This window comes from Streptomyces sp. R35 (genome assembly GCF_041053035.1).
Lineage (GTDB): Bacteria > Actinomycetota > Actinomycetes > Streptomycetales > Streptomycetaceae > Streptomyces > Streptomyces lutosisoli.
In genome coordinates this window covers 4348234-4363382 of the sequence record NZ_CP163440.1, presented here as the reverse complement: position 1 = coordinate 4363382, position 15149 = coordinate 4348234, and the positions used below count along the sequence as shown (strand labels likewise).

The window sequence follows — 15149 nt, the reverse complement described above, 5'->3', positions numbered from 1 at the left end:
TGAGCTGCATTCACCCGGGTACGGGCATTGGCTCCCCCTACCTGGGGAAGATGCGGGATCATGTCTGGCATGACCGAGGTGTCCTCGCTCACAGGGCGACTGCTTGTGGCCACGCCCGCCCTGGCGGACCCGAACTTCGACCGGGCGGTGGTGCTGCTCCTCGACCACGACGAGGAGGGCTCGCTCGGTGTCGTCCTCAACCGGCCGACCCCGGTGGACGTCGGCGACATCCTGGCGGCCTGGGCGGACCTGGCCGTCGAGCCCGGTGTCGTCTTCCAGGGCGGCCCGGTGTCGCTGGACTCGGCGCTGGGCGTCGCGGTCATCCCGGGCGGCGCGTCCGGCGAACGCACACCCCTCGGCTGGCGGCGCGTGCACGGAGCGATCGGCCTCGTCGACCTGGAGGCCCCGCCCGAACTCCTCGCCTCGGCTCTCGGCTCCCTGCGCATCTTCGCGGGATACGCGGGCTGGGGCCCCGGCCAGCTGGAGGACGAACTCGTCGAGGGTGCCTGGTACGTCGTCGAGTCCGAGCCCGGAGACGTCTCCTCCCCGTCACCCGAACGGCTCTGGCGCGAGGTCCTGCGCCGCCAGCGCAACGAGCTGGCGATGGTGGCGACGTACCCGGACGACCCGTCGCTCAACTAGTGAGTGCGACGGCCGGGCGATTACTGGGCGACCTTCCCTCATCTGAAGGGTGTGAGCCCCAGTACCCTTGGCGTTATGAGCACTCTTGAGCCTGAGACCCAGCCCCAGCGAGGCACGGGGACGGGGACCCTCGTGGAGCCGACGCCGCAGGTGTCGCACGGCGACGGGGACCACGAGCGCTTCGCCCATTACGTCCAGAAGGACAAGATCATGGCGAGCGCCCTCGACGGCACGCCCGTCGTGGCCCTCTGCGGCAAGGTGTGGGTCCCCGGCCGCGACCCGAAGAAGTACCCGGTGTGCCCCATGTGCAAGGAGATCTACGAGTCCATGGGCGCCGGCGGCGACAAGGGCAAGGGCGGCGACGGCGGCAAGAAGTAACGCCACCGGGTCCCCCGGCGCAGTACGCCGCGTAGACCGAGCAAGGCCGCGGCGCCCCTGGTGAGGGGCGCCGCGGCCTTGTCGTACCTGGGGGTGGGGCGTGGAGTCGTTGCTGCGGGCGCGGGAGCTGGCCGGGGCGCGGAAGTTCCGTGAGAGCCGGGCGCTGGTGGAGCGGGCGGAGCCGGAGGGCGCGCAGGAGCTGAGCCTGGCGGCGTCGGTGCTCGTCCAACTCCGGGATCCGGAGGCGGCGTTGCCGCTGGCGCGGCGGGCGGTGGAGCTCGACCCACAGGGCTGGCGGGGGCATCTGGCGGTCGCTGACGCGACGTACCAGCTGCGGCGGTGGGAGGAATCCGTCGCCGCCGCGCGGACCGCCGTGGAGCTGGCGCCGGAGGAGGCGACGGCGCACCGGGCGCTGGCCGCCGCTCTGAACAGAACCCTGGGCGGCGGCCGCGAGGCCCGGCGTGAGGCGAAATGGGCCAAGGAACTGGGCGGCCGCAAGGCGATGCGGATGCCGGGGCGGCCCAGCCCTTGGCCGGCACTGACGCTTGTGCTGCCGGGGATCGTCGCCGGGACTCTGTTGCTGGTGCGCGACTGGTCGGACGGCGTGGAGAACGTCCTCGAACTGGTGCAGGTGATGCCCTTCGCGGTGGGTCTGCTGATCGTCTGGGCGCCCGCACGGGCCGGCCTCACCTGGCGCGAGCGGATCGCGGAGATACGGGCCGCGAACGAGGAGCGGTACCGCGGCGGGGGCCGCGCGGCGCGCCTGCGGGCCGGGCTCGCCGCCACCCCCTGGGGGTGCGCGGTGGGCGTCGGGGCCGGACTGCTTGCCGACCGCGCCCGCTTCGGGGACCCGCTGCCCGCGTCGGTCGTCGTGCCGGCGGTGCTGGTCGGCGGCTGCGTACTGGCGGTGCTCGCGCGGCGCACCGTACGCCTCTGGTACGGGGAGCGCTTCCTGCGCGAGGTGTTCGTTCCGAGTCTCGCGGTGCGGGTCCATCTGGTCGCCGCGGGCGTGCTCGGCGGGGGCGTCCTGCTGCTGACGTTCGGGGATGCGCCGCGGGAGTCGTGGCGTGTGCTCCAGACCTGGACCGTCGTGTGGTTCCTGCTCTCGATAGCCGCCGTCCCGGTCCTGCGAGGAGCGGGGCTGTCGGGGGAGCCGGACGGCAAGGGCCTCGACCGCTGAGCGTTGCGCGGAGTGCGTCCCGTGGTCACGAAGTGGTTGAGACCTCTTGTGGGCATGTTCATGTAGTCCATAGCCTCCGGTGTGTTGTGCAGAGCGAAACCGCCATTGCGCATGTTGCAACGCGCCCCCACCGGAGGATGCTCGATGAAGCTCTCTGCTCGAACGGCCGCCCCCATAGCCGCCCTTGTCGTCGCAGGGCTCACCGCCACCGCCTGCGCCCCCCAGACCTCCGACAACTCCTCCTCCGGCAAGGACGAGAAGACCGGCACCCTGCGGGTCTGGCTCTTCCAGGAGGTCAACAACGCGCCGAAGCAGAAGGTCGTCGACGGGGCCGTAGCCACCTTCAAGAAGGCCCACAAGGACACCAAGGTCACCATCGAGTACATCCCCGTGGAGACCCGCGCCCAGCGCATCAAGGCCGCCTTCAACGACCCCAAGAGCGCCCCGGATGTCATCGAGTACGGCAACACGGACACGGCCGGATACGTCAAGGACGGCGGACTCGCCGACATCACCAAGGAGTTCACCGACTGGTCCGAGTCCAAGGACACCGACCCGACGGCCAGGCAGTCGGTGACGGTGGACGGGAAGATCTACGGCGCCCCGTACTTCGTCGGAGTACGCGCGCTGTACTACCGCACGGACGTCCTCAAGGAACTCGGCCTCGAAGTCCCCAAGACCCAGGCCGAGTTGGCCGAGACGGCCCGGAAGATCCACGCGGCCAGACCCGACCTGTACGGTCTCGCGGTCGGCGGCGCCTACACGTACGGCGCGATGCCGTTCATCTGGTCCCAGGGCGGTGAACTCGCCGAGGGCAAGGGCGGTTCCTATGCCGCGACCATCGACAGCGCGGACGCCCAGAAGGGCATCAAGGCCTACACCTCGCTCTTCGGCGACACCAACTGTCCGGCCGCCAAGTGCGCGGGCATGGGCGGCAACGACACGGTGACCGCCTTCGCCTCGGGCAAGGCGGGCATGGCCATCGGCGGTGACTTCAGCCACGCGGCGATCGAGGCCGGGAAGGTCAAGGGCAAGTACGCGGTCGTGCCGTTGCCCGGGCTGACGTCGGGCTCGGTCGCTCCGGCGTTCGCCGGCGGCAACAACATCGGCGTCCTGAAGAGCACCTCGCACCGCACGCTCGCCATCGACCTGATGGAGCAGCTCGCGTCGAAGAAGACCCAGGGCGAACTGTTCGACGCGATGGGCTTCCTGCCGACCTACACCGACGTGCGGGAAGAGGTCGCCGCCAAGGAGCCGTTCGTCGCCCCCTTCGTGAAGACCCTCGCCGCGGGCACCAAGTTCGTACCGGCGTCACCCGCCTGGGCGCAGATCGACGCCTCGCTCGTCCTGCCGACGATGTTCCAGGAGATCGTCAGCGGCAAGAAGGACGTGGCGGCGGCCTCGAAGGACGCGGCGAAGAAGATGAACGACGCGTTCAGCTCCGCCGGGTGAAGCCGATGGAGAACCCTCCTGCCCCGACGGGGGCACCGCCCGAGGACACAACCGGCGCCGCGGAGGGTGCGGGTGCTGGTGCCGGGGGTGGGCTTGGGCCTGTTGGTGGTGCGAGCTCCGGAGGAGGCGGTGGAGCTGGGCCCGCTGAGGGTACGGGCCCGGGCGCCGGCAGAGGAACCGGCGCCGGATCCGGGGCGGGGCCTGGGCGCGGCCCCGCCGACGACGGCAGTAGCTACGGCAGTGGCAGCGAAGGCGGCGGCGATCACGCTGGCAGCGGCAGTCACGGCAGCGGTGCGGCGGACCACGCGGCTTTGCCCGGCGAGGTTGCGGCGGACCGCCCAGCCTCACCCGGCCCCGGCGCATCCGTACGGAAGTCGGCGTCCGGGTGGCGTGGCGGCGGGGGTGTGTCCGGGGGTTCCCGGTTTGGGCGCGGTGGCTGGAGGCCCTGGTTCTATCTCGCCCCCGCCCTTGTCGTCCTCGGTGCTCTGCTCCTCTACCCCATCTATCAGCTCGGCCTGATCTCGTTCCTGCGGTACACCCAGGCCCAGGTCAGCGGTGGTGAACCGACCACCTTCGAGGGGTTCGGCAACTACCGGACGCTGTTCGCCGACGATCAGTTCTGGCAGGTGCTCCTCGCGACGCTGGTGTTCGCGGCGGCCTGTGTGGTGTCCACGCTGGCGGCCGGCTGCGCGCTGGCGGTGCTCCTCACGCGTGTGCGGGCCGTGCCCCGGCTGGCGCTGATGATGGCCGCGCTCGGGGCGTGGGCGACCCCGGCCGTCACTGGCTCCACGGTCTGGCTGTTCCTCTTCGACCCCGACTTCGGCCCCGTCAACCGGGTCCTCGGGATCGGCGACCACTCATGGACGTACGGGCGATACAGCGCCTTCGCCCTCGTGCTGCTCGAAGTGGTCTGGTGCTCCTTCCCGTTCGTGATGGTGACGGTGTACGCCGGGATCCGTGCCGTACCGGCCGAGGTGCTGGAGGCGGCCGCCCTGGACGGTGCCTCGCAGTGGCGGATCTGGCGCTCGGTGCTCGCGCCGCTGCTCCGGCCGATCCTGGTCGTCGTCACCATCCAGTCGGTCATCTGGGACTTCAAAGTCTTCACGCAGATCTACGTGATGACCAACGGCGGCGGCATCGCCGGACAGAACCTCGTGCTGAACGTGTACGCGTACCAGAAGGCGTTCGCCGCCTCGCAGTACAGCCTCGGCTCGGCGATCGGCGTGGTGATGCTGGTGATCCTGCTCGCGGTCACGCTGGTCTATCTGCGGCTGCTGCGCAGGCAGGGGGAGGAACTGTGAACCTCGTCAGGGGTCTTGTACGGCGCCCGTGGCGGCTCGCCGCCGAGGTGTCCGCGCTGCTGATCGCGGCCGTGGTCGCCTTCCCCCTCTACTGGATGGTGCTCAGCGCCTTCAAACCGGCCGGAGAGGTCGAGTCGACCGAGCCACGGCCCTGGACGCTATCGCCCTCCCTCGATTCCTTCCGGCGCGTCTTCGGGCAGCAGGAATTCGGCCGGTACTTCCTCAACAGCCTTGCGGTCGCGTGCTCCGTGGTCGTCGCCTCCGCACTCATCGCGTTTCTCGCTGCGACCGCGGTGACACGATTCCGCTTCCGATTCCGGACCACCCTGCTGATCATGTTCCTGGTCGCGCAGATGGTGCCCGTCGAGGCCCTGACGATCCCCCTCTTCTTCCTCATGCGGGACATGGGCCAACTGAACACGCTGGGCTCGCTGATCCTGCCGCACATCGCCTTCTCGCTGCCCTTCGCGATCTGGATGCTGCGGGGTTTTGTGAAGGCCGTACCGGACGCGCTGGAGGAGGCCGCGTACATCGACGGGGCGAGCCGCGCGCGATTCCTCTGGCAGATCCTTTTCCCCCTCGTCTTCCCGGGGCTGGTGGCCACGAGCGTCTTTTCCTTCATCTCGGCCTGGAACGACTTCCTGTTCGCCAAGTCCTTCATCATCAGCGACACCTCGCAGTCCACCCTGCCGATGGCCCTCCTCGTCTTCTACAAGCCGGACGAGCCGGACTGGGGCGGCGTCATGGCAGCCTCCACGGTGATGACGATTCCGGTGCTGATCTTCTTCGTACTCGTACAGCGACGACTGGTCTCCGGCCTCGGCGGAGCGGTAAAGGACTGACGTGACTGATGTGATTCCGGCGCCCCGCCATGTGACGGACTACGGGGCCAACTTCTACGAGCTGGGGCCCGGGACGAAGCTGGCCGCGGGTGAGGGCACGGAGCGGACCGAACGCTGGCTGCGGGGCGTGCTGGGTGCGGCCACAGGCCTGCCCCTGAACCCGGGAGACGGGGAAGACGACGACGTCATCCGCGTGTACCTCCACTCCATGGTGACCAAGGACCTTGGTGAGGAGGGCTACCGTCTGGCCGTCTTTCCGAAGGGCGTGCACCTCGTCGGCGGTGGCGCCGCCGGGCTCTTCTGGGGCGCTCAGACGCTGCGGCAGTTGCTCGGCCCCGACGCTTTCCGGCGGGCGCCGCTTCCCGGCCGGGAGTGGCGACTGCCGGTGATCCACATCCAGGACTCCCCCCGATTCCGCTGGCGCGGCCTCATGCTCGACGTCTCCCGGCACTTCATGCCCAAGGACGGGGTCCTGCGCCATCTCGACCTCCTGGCCGCCCACAAACTCAACGTCTTCCACTTCCATCTCACCGACGACCAGGGATGGCGTGTTCAGATCAAGCGCTACCCGAAGCTGACGGAGGTCGGGTCCTGGCGGGCGCGCACGAAATTCGGCCATCGCGCCTCGCCGCTGTGGGAGGAGAAGCCGCACGGGGGCTTCTACACGCAGGACGACATCCGCGAGATCGTCGCGTACGCCGCCGAGCGGCATATCAGCGTCGTCCCCGAAATCGACATCCCGGGCCACTCGCAGGCCGCCATCGCCGCGTATCCGGAACTCGGCAACACCGACGTCATCGACACGACCTCCCTCTCCGTCTGGGACAACTGGGGCGTCTCCAAAAACGTACTCGCCCCCACTGACAACACCCTGCGCTTCTACGAGGGGGTGTTCGAGGAACTCCTCGACCTGTTCCCGGCGGACGCCGGACCCTTCTCGGAGTTCGTGCACATCGGCGGCGACGAGTGCGCCAAGGACCAGTGGCGGCAGTCGCCCACCGCGCAGGCGCGCATCAAGGAACTCGGGCTCGCGGACGAGGACGAGTTGCAGTCCTGGTTCGTCCGGCACTTCGACAACTGGCTCTCCGCGCGCGGACGTCGGCTGATCGGCTGGGACGAGATCCTGGAGGGCGGGCTCGCGGACGGCGCGGCCGTGTCCTCGTGGCGCGGCTACCGGGGCGGTGTCACGGCCGCCCGCGCGGGCCACGACGTCGTCATGTGCCCCGAGCAGCAGGTGTACTTGGACCACCGTCAGGCTGCCGGCGAGGACGAGCCGATGCCCATCGGCTATGTCCGCACCCTGGAGGACGTCTACCGCTTCGAGCCGGTGCCGCCGCAGCTCACCGAGGCGGAGGCACGGCATGTGCTGGGCACTCAGGCCAACGTGTGGACCGAGGTGATGGAGGACCACGCGCGCGTGGATTACCAGACGTACCCGCGGCTCGTGGCCTTCGCCGAGGTCGCCTGGAGTGCCCTGCCCGCCCCCGCCGAACGGGACTTCGCCGGCTTCGAACGGCGGATGACCGCTCACTACGCGCGGCTTGACGCCCTTGGAGTGGACTATCGCCCGCCCGCGGGCCCGCTGCCGTGGCAGCAGCGGCCTGCCCCCGAAGGGATGACGGGTGGCCTCGGACGCCCGATCGAGGGGGCGCCCCCAAACGTGTGAGGTGACTCCGAAGACGCGTGTCCCGGGGTGTTCACCCTGGAACTGTGGCCCCACAAGGAAAAAGGCGCCCAAGGGTCACCGAAGAGTGGCAATTCGCACTCACGGGTGATGCCGTACGAAAACGGACCATCTCCCTGGTGAGAGGGGCGAATGCCTCCTAGCGGACCCCCGCGTCGAGGGCCGGGGAAGATGTGCCAGAGTTGCCACGTCCGCCCTGTCAGCACGTACCGTACGGCAGCACAGGTGGGACCAGGTGGGGCAGCGGGAAGGGGCAGCCGGTTTGACCACGCACGCACCGCAGGCGGCGCAGGCCGTGACGCTGCCCGCGTCGCTGGACGAAGCAGTGGCGGCGCTGGCCGCCATGCCCGCCGCCGTTCCGGTGGCCGGCGGCACCGACCTCATGGCCGCCGTCAACTCCGGACAGCTGCGGCCCGCCGCGCTCGTCGGCCTCGGCCGGATCAGCGAGATCCGCGGCTGGCAGTACCAGGACGGCCACGCGCTGCTCGGCGCCGGCCTCACCCACGCCCGCATGGGGCGCCCCGATTTCGCGGCCCTGATCCCGGCGCTGGCCGCGGCCGCGCGCGCCGCCGGTCCGCCGCAGATCCGTAACGCGGGCACCCTGGGCGGCAATATCGCGTCGGCCGCCCCTACGGGGGACGCGCTGCCCGTACTGGCCGCCCTGGAAGCCACCTTGATCATCGCGGGCCAGGGCGGAGCCCGCCGCGAGATCCCCGTGTCGCACCTGCTCGCGGGCATGGAGATGCTCCGCGGCGGCGAGCTCATCGGCTACGTGCGCGTGCCGCTGCTGCACGCCCCGCAGGTCTTCCTGAAGGCGACGGGGCGCACCGGACCGGGCCGCGCGATCGCGTCCGTGGCGCTCGTCCTCGACCCCGCGCGGCGCGGAGTGCGGTGCGCCGTCGGAGCCATAGCGCCGATGCCGCTGCGGCCGCTGGACGCCGAGGCCTGGGTCGCCCAGCTGATCGACTGGGACAACAACCGGACGATCGTGCCGGAGGCGCTCACCGCGTTCGGGGAGTACGTGGCCGCGGCCTGCATCCCCGACCCCGTCCCTGACGGGGACGGCTCCGTGCAACAGCTTCCGCCCGCGGTACTGCACCTGCGGCGCACCGTCGCCGCGCTGGCCCGACGAGCACTGGGGAGGGCACTGTCGTGACCGACGACCAGCACGGAGAGGGCGCCCCGCCGAGCGGCGGCCGCTGGGATCCGCTGCCCCAGGGCGACTACGACGACGGCGCCACTGCCTTCGTCAAGCTCCCCGAGGGGGGCATCGACGCCCTCCTTGCCGACCGGGACAGCCCGCTCGCGGCACCCGGCCACGGTTATGTGCCCCCGCAGATCAGCGTGACCCCCGCGACACCCGAGGCGACGGACCCGGCGGCCACGGGGACGTGGACCGTGCCGGCCGGCGCCGTCCAGTGGCCGGATCCGAACGCCGCGCCGCAGGACGCCGCGCACGACGACCGGTTCGCGTACCACCCGGGAGCCACCGGGCAGTGGGACTTCAACGAGGCCGCACAGACGGGCGCCGCCCCCGGGCACGATGTGACCGGACAGTGGTCGATTCCGGTGGCCGGCGGTGATCTTCCGGACGAATCGGGCGAGTTCACCACTTCCGCGCTCGTCGAGCAGTGGGGCGGGACACCCCCCGCCACGCTCCCCGGCGGCGCGGCGGCCCCCTGGGCCACGGAGACCATCGGACAGGCATGGTCGGCCGAGCCGCGGGAAACGGCCCCTGAGGCCTCCGCGGAGCCGTTGGCCGGGTCGCATACGGAATCGCCCGCGCAGGCCGCCCAGCGGGCCGCCGAGCCCGCTCACGAGGCTTCCGCGCCGGTCGCCGGGCACGCGCCCGGGGCCACCGAGGCTCCGGAGGCGCACGAACCGGACCCGGCGCACGAGGACCCCGAGGCCGCCGAGGCTCCCGAGGGGGCCGCCGAAGAGGCGCAGGACGCCGACACCGCCACGCCGCCCCCGCACGACGAACACCCCCTCGCCTCCTACGTCCTGCGCGTCAACGGCGCCGACCGCCCCGTGACCGACGCCTGGATCGGCGAATCGCTGCTCTACGTCCTGCGCGAGCGGCTCGGCCTGGCGGGCGCCAAGGACGGCTGCTCGCAGGGCGAGTGCGGCGCCTGCAACGTCCAGGTGGACGGACGGCTCGTGGCGTCCTGCCTGGTGCCCGCCGTCACCGCCGCCGGCAGCGAGGTGCGCACCGTCGAGGGCCTGGCCACCGACGGACAGCCCTCCGACGTGCAGCGGGCGCTCGCCAAGTGCGGCGCCGTGCAGTGCGGTTTCTGCGTACCGGGCATGGCGATGACCGTGCACGACCTCCTTGAGGGCAACCCCGCGCCGACCGAGCTGGAGGCCCGCCAGGCACTGTGCGGCAACCTGTGCCGCTGCTCCGGCTACCGCGGGGTCCTGGACGCCGTGCGCGAGGTCGTCAGCGAACGCGAGGCGCACTCCGCGGCAGCCGCCGAAGCCGCGCCTGACGTGGACGAGGCACGCATCCCGCACCAGGCGGGTCCCGGCGCGGGCGGCGTCCACCCGTCGGCGTTCGAGGCATCGGCCGGGCCGGCCGCACCGCAGGCACGGTACGACGACACTTCCACTTCTCCGTACGACCCCCAAGCGCCGCATGAGCAGCCGTACGGCCAGGACGGAGGCCAGGCGTGAGCAACGAAGCCGCGACCGCGACACCGGCGGCACCCGAGAGCGGCCCCGAGCCCCTGCCGCACGGGCTGGGCGTCTCGCTGCCCGCCGCCGAGGCCCGCGCCAAGACCGAGGGCACCTTCCCGTACGCGGCCGACCTGTGGGCCGAGGGCCTCCTGTGGGCCGCCGTGCTCAGGTCGCCCCACCCGCACGCGCGCATCGTGTCCATCGACACCAGCCACGCGCGCGAGATGCCCGGCGTGCGGGCGGTCATCACCCACGAGGACGTGCCCGGCAGCGCGCTGCACGGCCGAGGCAGGGCGGACCGCCCGGTGTTCGCCTCCGAGGTCGTACGCCACCACGGGGAGCCCATCGCGGCCGTCGCCGCCGACCACCCGGACACCGCGCGGATGGCCGCCGCCGCCGTCATCGTCGAGTACGAAGTACTCGACGCGGTGACCGACCCGGAGCAGGCCTTCGAGGCCGAGCCCCTGCACCCCGACGGCAACCTGATCCGCCACATCCCGCTGCGCCACGGCGACCCGGAGGCGGCCGGCGAGATCGTCGTCGAGGGCCAGTACCGCATCGGCCGCCAGGACCCGGCCCCGATCGGCGCGGAGGCGGGCCTCGCCGTGCCTCGCCCCGACGGCGGAGTCGAGCTCTACGTGGCGTCCACCGACCCGCACACCGACCGCGACGCGGCCGCCGCCTGCTACGGCCTGGAACCCGAGCGGGTCAAGGTCGTCGTCACCGGCGTCCCCGGTGCCACCGCCGACCGCGAGGACCAGGGCTTCCAGCTCCCGCTCGGCCTGCTGGCCCTGAAGACCGGCTGCCCGGTGAAGCTCACCGCCACGCGCGAGGAGTCCTTCCTCGGCCACGCCCACCGCCACCCCACGCTGCTGCGCTACCGCCACCACGCGGACGCCGAGGGCAAGCTGGTGAAGGTCGAGGCACAGATCCTGCTCGACGCGGGCGCCTACGCCGACACGTCCGCCGAGTCGCTGGCCGCCGCCGTCTCCTTCGCCTGCGGCCCCTACGTCGTCCCCAACGCCTTCATCGAGGGCTGGGCCGTACGCACCAACAACCCGCCCTCCGGCCACGTACGCGGCGAGGGCGCCATGCAGGTGTGCGCCGCCTACGAAGCCCAGATGGACAAGCTGGCGAAGAAACTCGGCATCGACCCCGCGGAGCTGCGCCTGCGCAACGCGATGGCCACGGGGGACGTCCTGCCGACCGGTCAGACGGTGACCTGCCCGGCGCCGGTCGCCGAACTGCTGCAAGCCGTACGGGACTTCCCGCTCCCCGCGCTGCCCAAGGACACGCCCGAGGACGAGTGGCTGCTCCCCGGGGGCCTCGAAGGCGCGGGCGAACCCGGTGCCGTACGCCGGGGTGTCGGCTATGGCGTCGGCATGGTCCACATGCTCGGCTCCGAGGGCGCGGACGAGGTCTCGACGGCCACGGTGAAGGTCCACGACGGCGTCGCCACCGTGCTCTGCGCGGCCGTGGAGACCGGCCAGGGCTTCACCACGCTGGCCCGGCAGATCGTCCAGGAGACGCTGGGCATCGACGAGGTGCACGTGGCACCGGTCGACACCGACCAGCCGCCCGCGGGCCCGAGTTGCCGGGGCCGCCACACATGGGTGTCGGGCGGAGCGGTCGAACGCGCCGCGAAAATGGTCCGTACGCAACTGCTGCAGCCCCTGGCGCACAAGTTCGGCATGTCCACGGAGCTGCTGCAGATCACCGACGGCAAGATCACGTCGTACGACGGTGTGCTGTCCACGACCGTGACGGAGGCCATGGACGGCAAGGAACTGTGGGCCACGGCCCAGTGCCGCCCGCACCCCACCGAACCGCTGGACGCCGAGGGCCAGGGCGACGCCTTCGTGGGCCTGGCCTTCTGCGCGATCCGCGCGGTCGTGGACGTCGACATCGAGCTGGGCTCGGTCCGGGTGGTGGAGCTGGCGCTCGCCCAGGACGTGGGCCGGATCCTCAACCCGGCGCAGCTGACGGCCCGGATCGAGGCGGGCGTCACCCAGGGCGTCGGCGCCGCGCTCACGGAGAACCTGCGCACGGCCCGCGGCCTGGTCCGCCACCCCGACCTCACCGGATACGCCCTCCCCACCGCCCTCGACGCGCCCGACATCCGCATCGTCAAGCTGGTCGAGGAGCGCGATGTCGTCGCCCCGTTCGGCGCGAAGGCGGTCAGCGCGGTGCCGGTCGTGACGTCCCCCGCGGCGGTCGCGTCCGCCGTACGGGCGGCGACGGGACGGCCGGTCAACCGCCTCCCGATCCGCCCGCAGGCGGCGGTGGTGACGGGATCATGAGCGCACCGCACGAGCCGCTGAGCGGCGAACCACCACTGAACGCCGACCCCGAGCAGCCGCGCTACGAACCCCCGCCCAGCGTCGGGAAGCTGCTGCTCTGGGTGCTGCTGTTCGTGCTGGCGGCCGTGGTGGTCGTCGCGGGCGGCGTGTACCTCAGCTGAGGGGCGGGCCCCTGTTCCCGCGTGTTTCCCCGTGTTTCCGGCGTTGTCAGTGGTGCGGCGTATGGTTCTGGCTCAATGAGGAACTGCCGCGGGACGCCGGGGTGTTCCTGCCTGGGGGAAGCACGATGCGTTCATCTGCGCGGGGGAGCCATGAGCACGACTGACATCGGTGTCGGCGGCGCGATCACACTGACCGACGAGGAGCTGGATCCGTACGTCACGCACGCGGGGACGCGACGGTGGCTGAGGGGACCCGGACTGCCGTCCGACGGCCGGCTGCTGGGGTTCGCCGCGCTGCGGGAGCACGGGCTGCGGAGGCTCGCGGACCTGGCCGGCGACGCGGACAAGCTCGCCGAGGAGCTGCGGGACCAGCTCGTCATAGGGGCGCTGCGGAACCTGGACAGGGACCTTGAGTCGATCGTGCTGGACGGGACGACCGGTGAGATCTCCACAACGTACGTCCACCCGAACGCCGCCCTGATGGACCTGTCCCCCCTGTCGCCCCTGGCCCCCTCCCTGGAGGCGCTCCTGCGCTTCACGGCGGCCACGGAGGAACTGACGGCGCTCCGGGGCCCGTTCGGCCCGAAGACGGTCACGGAGACGACGGCACGCCTCACGGAGATGTTCACGTCGGGTGCGGGTGCGGGTGCGGGTGCGGGTGCGGGTGCGGGTGCTGGCGCGGACGCGGGCGTGGGCGTGGACGACGTGCCGCCGTACTGGCGCATGGCCGCCCTGATCCGCCCGCTCGCCCGGATCGCGGGCCCCGGCGAGGGGCTTGTCCTCGACCTGCCGAAGCGACTGCTGGACGAGGAGTTCGGCACGGGCGAGATCATGCGCTTCGAGGACGTCGACTTCCCGTCCGCGCTGACGCACGAGCCCACCCGCCGTTTCCTGCGGGAGACGGGCCTGCCCGAGGACGGCTTCCTCTTCCAGCTGGACACGGAGGTGCCCCTGCCGGCCCTCACCGAGTACTACGCGGACGAGCGCCAGGGCGAGTTCTCCGCCGACGAACTCCCCACGACCGCGGACCGCCTGATACGCCTCGGCTACCTCCTGGAGGACACCAGCCTCGTCGTGGACGGCACCACGGGCGCGGTCCTCGCCTGGAGCGAGCCCGACCTCACCCTCCGCCCCCTCAACGCCGACATCTCCACCCTCGCCTTCACGCTCTGGCTGCTCCACCGCGAGAAGTCCCTCGACGCGGCCCACCATCTCACCGACTCCTACGAACAACTCGCCGCGACCATGGCCCAGACCCTCGCCACGGTCGACCCCGTGGCCTGCGACCCCACCCTCTCCCTCCCCGGCGACGACGGCTGGCGTTACTGGCCGGAGATATTCGAGGACCAGGCGGGCGGAACGCTGTACGGGTAGCTGTACGGGCAGAGGGGCGAGACACGGTGCCGGGCGGCGGCGAGTAGCGTCCGGCACAGGCGAGCGCGCGGCCCTTGCAGGCCCTTCAATCGTTCTCGGGGCGGCGCCACCATGCGCTGGCCTTGAAACAGGCCGCCAGCCAGTGCGCCTCGGCGTCGTTGAGGATGACACCGGCGACCGAGGGGAAGAGAGGTCCGAACCTCAGGGTGTCCTCGCTGATGGGCACGGGTTCCCAGTCCAGGTCGTGGTGCAGGAGCGTCGCGAGGGGAACGCCCTTGCGCTGCCAGAAGACCATGGGCTCGCCGTACTCGTTCTCAAAGGGCTTGACGATATCCGTCTCGCCGAATTCGACACCCGCCATGTCGGCCCATCTGCCCAGGCCCTCGCGCTCCAGATCGACGTACCGGCGGGCCCGTCGTACGAAGTCGTCCACGGTGTCGTCGTTCAGCACCGATTCCTTGCCGAGGACAATGGACTTCAAGCTCTTGCGCTGCGCCTGTGCCCTGCGCAGCTGACGCGTGGCGTTGGCCCAGAACAGGATGTCGGGTTGAGGATCGTGGACCGCGCACAGGACGGGCACATTGCTGTTGCGCCAGTTCTCGGCGTGCTGCCCCACAGGCACCCGATACCCGCGGCGCGTGCGATGCGATGCGCCTCCCTTCACCTGCACCGCGACCGAGGCATCGGTCCGCCGGCCGGCGTGCACGAAGGTGATGTACAGATCCTCACCGTGGTCGTTCACACCGTCGATCTCCTGAACGATGTGGCCATGGTGTTCCAGCAGCGAACGCAGCTTGTTCACCGCGATCCGCCCCACCCGCCGACTCTCAGGAACCTTCGCCATACCGCCGCCCCCCTTGACACCTGATCAAGGGCACAGGGTATGGCGGAGCAGTGACAGTGATCGCCCGGAAGGGATCGCCCGGAAAAGAGCGAGGCCGCCCCCGCACCACGGGAACGGCCGATCTCTGGAGAGGCCGTGGCGGGAATCGAACCCACGTAACTCGCTTTGCAGGCGAGTCCCTAAACCACTCGGGCACACGGCCGGACTCAGGTGCGGCACGGCTCACTCGTTCCGACCTGATGGGTTGACCGTAGGCGGGGGTGTGGGCGGGGCTCAAGGGGTGGGCGGGCGCTGCAATGGGACTGCCATACGCCG

At 71.2% G+C, this 15149-nt stretch carries 13 protein-coding genes and 1 tRNA gene; 12 read left to right on the top strand and 2 right to left on the bottom strand.

What is annotated here, in order from left to right; all coding sequences use genetic code 11:
- The first annotated feature begins 69 nt into the window (after positions 1-69).
- The 12 genes from AB5J50_RS20010 (at position 70) to AB5J50_RS19955 (ending at position 13990) form a co-directional block, all read left to right on the top strand.
- Complete coding sequence (locus AB5J50_RS20010; protein ID WP_327429096.1) at positions 70-642, top strand: YqgE/AlgH family protein; 573 nt, start codon at positions 70-72, stop codon at positions 640-642.
- Positions 643-717: 75 nt separating this feature from the next.
- The gene (locus tag AB5J50_RS20005; RefSeq protein ID WP_327429095.1) at positions 718-1020 is read left to right on the top strand and encodes a DUF3039 domain-containing protein; all 303 of its coding nucleotides are present in this window, start codon (positions 718-720) and stop codon (positions 1018-1020) included.
- Positions 1021-1120: 100 nt separating this feature from the next.
- Positions 1121-2200 (top strand): hypothetical protein, encoded by a 1080-nt coding sequence (locus AB5J50_RS20000; protein WP_369259821.1) that lies wholly within the window; start codon positions 1121-1123, stop codon positions 2198-2200.
- A gap of 144 nt (positions 2201-2344) precedes the next feature.
- Positions 2345-3652 carry an extracellular solute-binding protein gene (locus tag AB5J50_RS19995; protein WP_369259820.1) on the top strand — a complete coding sequence of 436 codons (1308 nt, stop codon included), beginning with the start codon at positions 2345-2347 and terminating at the stop codon, positions 3650-3652.
- Positions 3653-3963: 311 nt separating this feature from the next.
- On the top strand, positions 3964-4953 hold the full coding sequence (locus tag AB5J50_RS19990) for a carbohydrate ABC transporter permease (protein WP_369259819.1): 990 nt from the start codon (positions 3964-3966) through the stop codon (positions 4951-4953).
- Positions 4950-5795, top strand: a complete 846-nt coding sequence (locus AB5J50_RS19985; RefSeq protein WP_327429091.1) for a carbohydrate ABC transporter permease — start codon at positions 4950-4952, stop codon at positions 5793-5795. The genes AB5J50_RS19990 and AB5J50_RS19985 overlap by 4 nt, the downstream gene beginning before the upstream one ends.
- Positions 5796-5808: 13 nt before the next feature.
- A complete protein-coding gene (locus tag AB5J50_RS19980; RefSeq protein ID WP_369265454.1) occupies positions 5809-7461 on the top strand; it encodes a beta-N-acetylhexosaminidase in 1653 nt (550 codons plus the stop codon).
- A gap of 280 nt (positions 7462-7741) precedes the next feature.
- The gene (locus AB5J50_RS19975) at positions 7742-8635 is read left to right on the top strand and encodes an FAD binding domain-containing protein (protein ID WP_327429089.1); all 894 of its coding nucleotides are present in this window, start codon (positions 7742-7744) and stop codon (positions 8633-8635) included.
- On the top strand, positions 8632-10152 hold the full coding sequence (locus tag AB5J50_RS19970) for a 2Fe-2S iron-sulfur cluster-binding protein (protein WP_369259818.1): 1521 nt from the start codon (positions 8632-8634) through the stop codon (positions 10150-10152). The genes AB5J50_RS19975 and AB5J50_RS19970 overlap by 4 nt, the downstream gene beginning before the upstream one ends.
- A complete protein-coding gene (locus AB5J50_RS19965) occupies positions 10149-12455 on the top strand; it encodes a xanthine dehydrogenase family protein molybdopterin-binding subunit (protein WP_369259817.1) in 2307 nt (768 codons plus the stop codon). Before AB5J50_RS19970 ends, AB5J50_RS19965 begins: the two co-directional genes overlap by 4 nt.
- Entirely contained in the window at positions 12452-12616 is a 165-nt protein-coding gene (locus AB5J50_RS19960) for a hypothetical protein (RefSeq protein ID WP_369259816.1), read from the top strand. Before AB5J50_RS19965 ends, AB5J50_RS19960 begins: the two co-directional genes overlap by 4 nt.
- Positions 12617-12766: 150 nt before the next feature.
- Positions 12767-13990 carry an SUKH-4 family immunity protein gene (locus AB5J50_RS19955; RefSeq protein WP_369259815.1) on the top strand — a complete coding sequence of 408 codons (1224 nt, stop codon included), beginning with the start codon at positions 12767-12769 and terminating at the stop codon, positions 13988-13990.
- Positions 13991-14075: 85 nt separating this feature from the next.
- Here the strand turns inward: AB5J50_RS19955 and AB5J50_RS19950 are convergent, their stop codons facing one another.
- Positions 14076-14834, bottom strand: a complete 759-nt coding sequence (locus AB5J50_RS19950; RefSeq protein ID WP_369259814.1) for a DUF4365 domain-containing protein — start codon at positions 14832-14834, stop codon at positions 14076-14078.
- Between the two features lie 130 nt (positions 14835-14964).
- Positions 14965-15036 (bottom strand) — tRNA-Cys (locus AB5J50_RS19945).
- Positions 15037-15149: the final 113 nt, after the last annotated feature.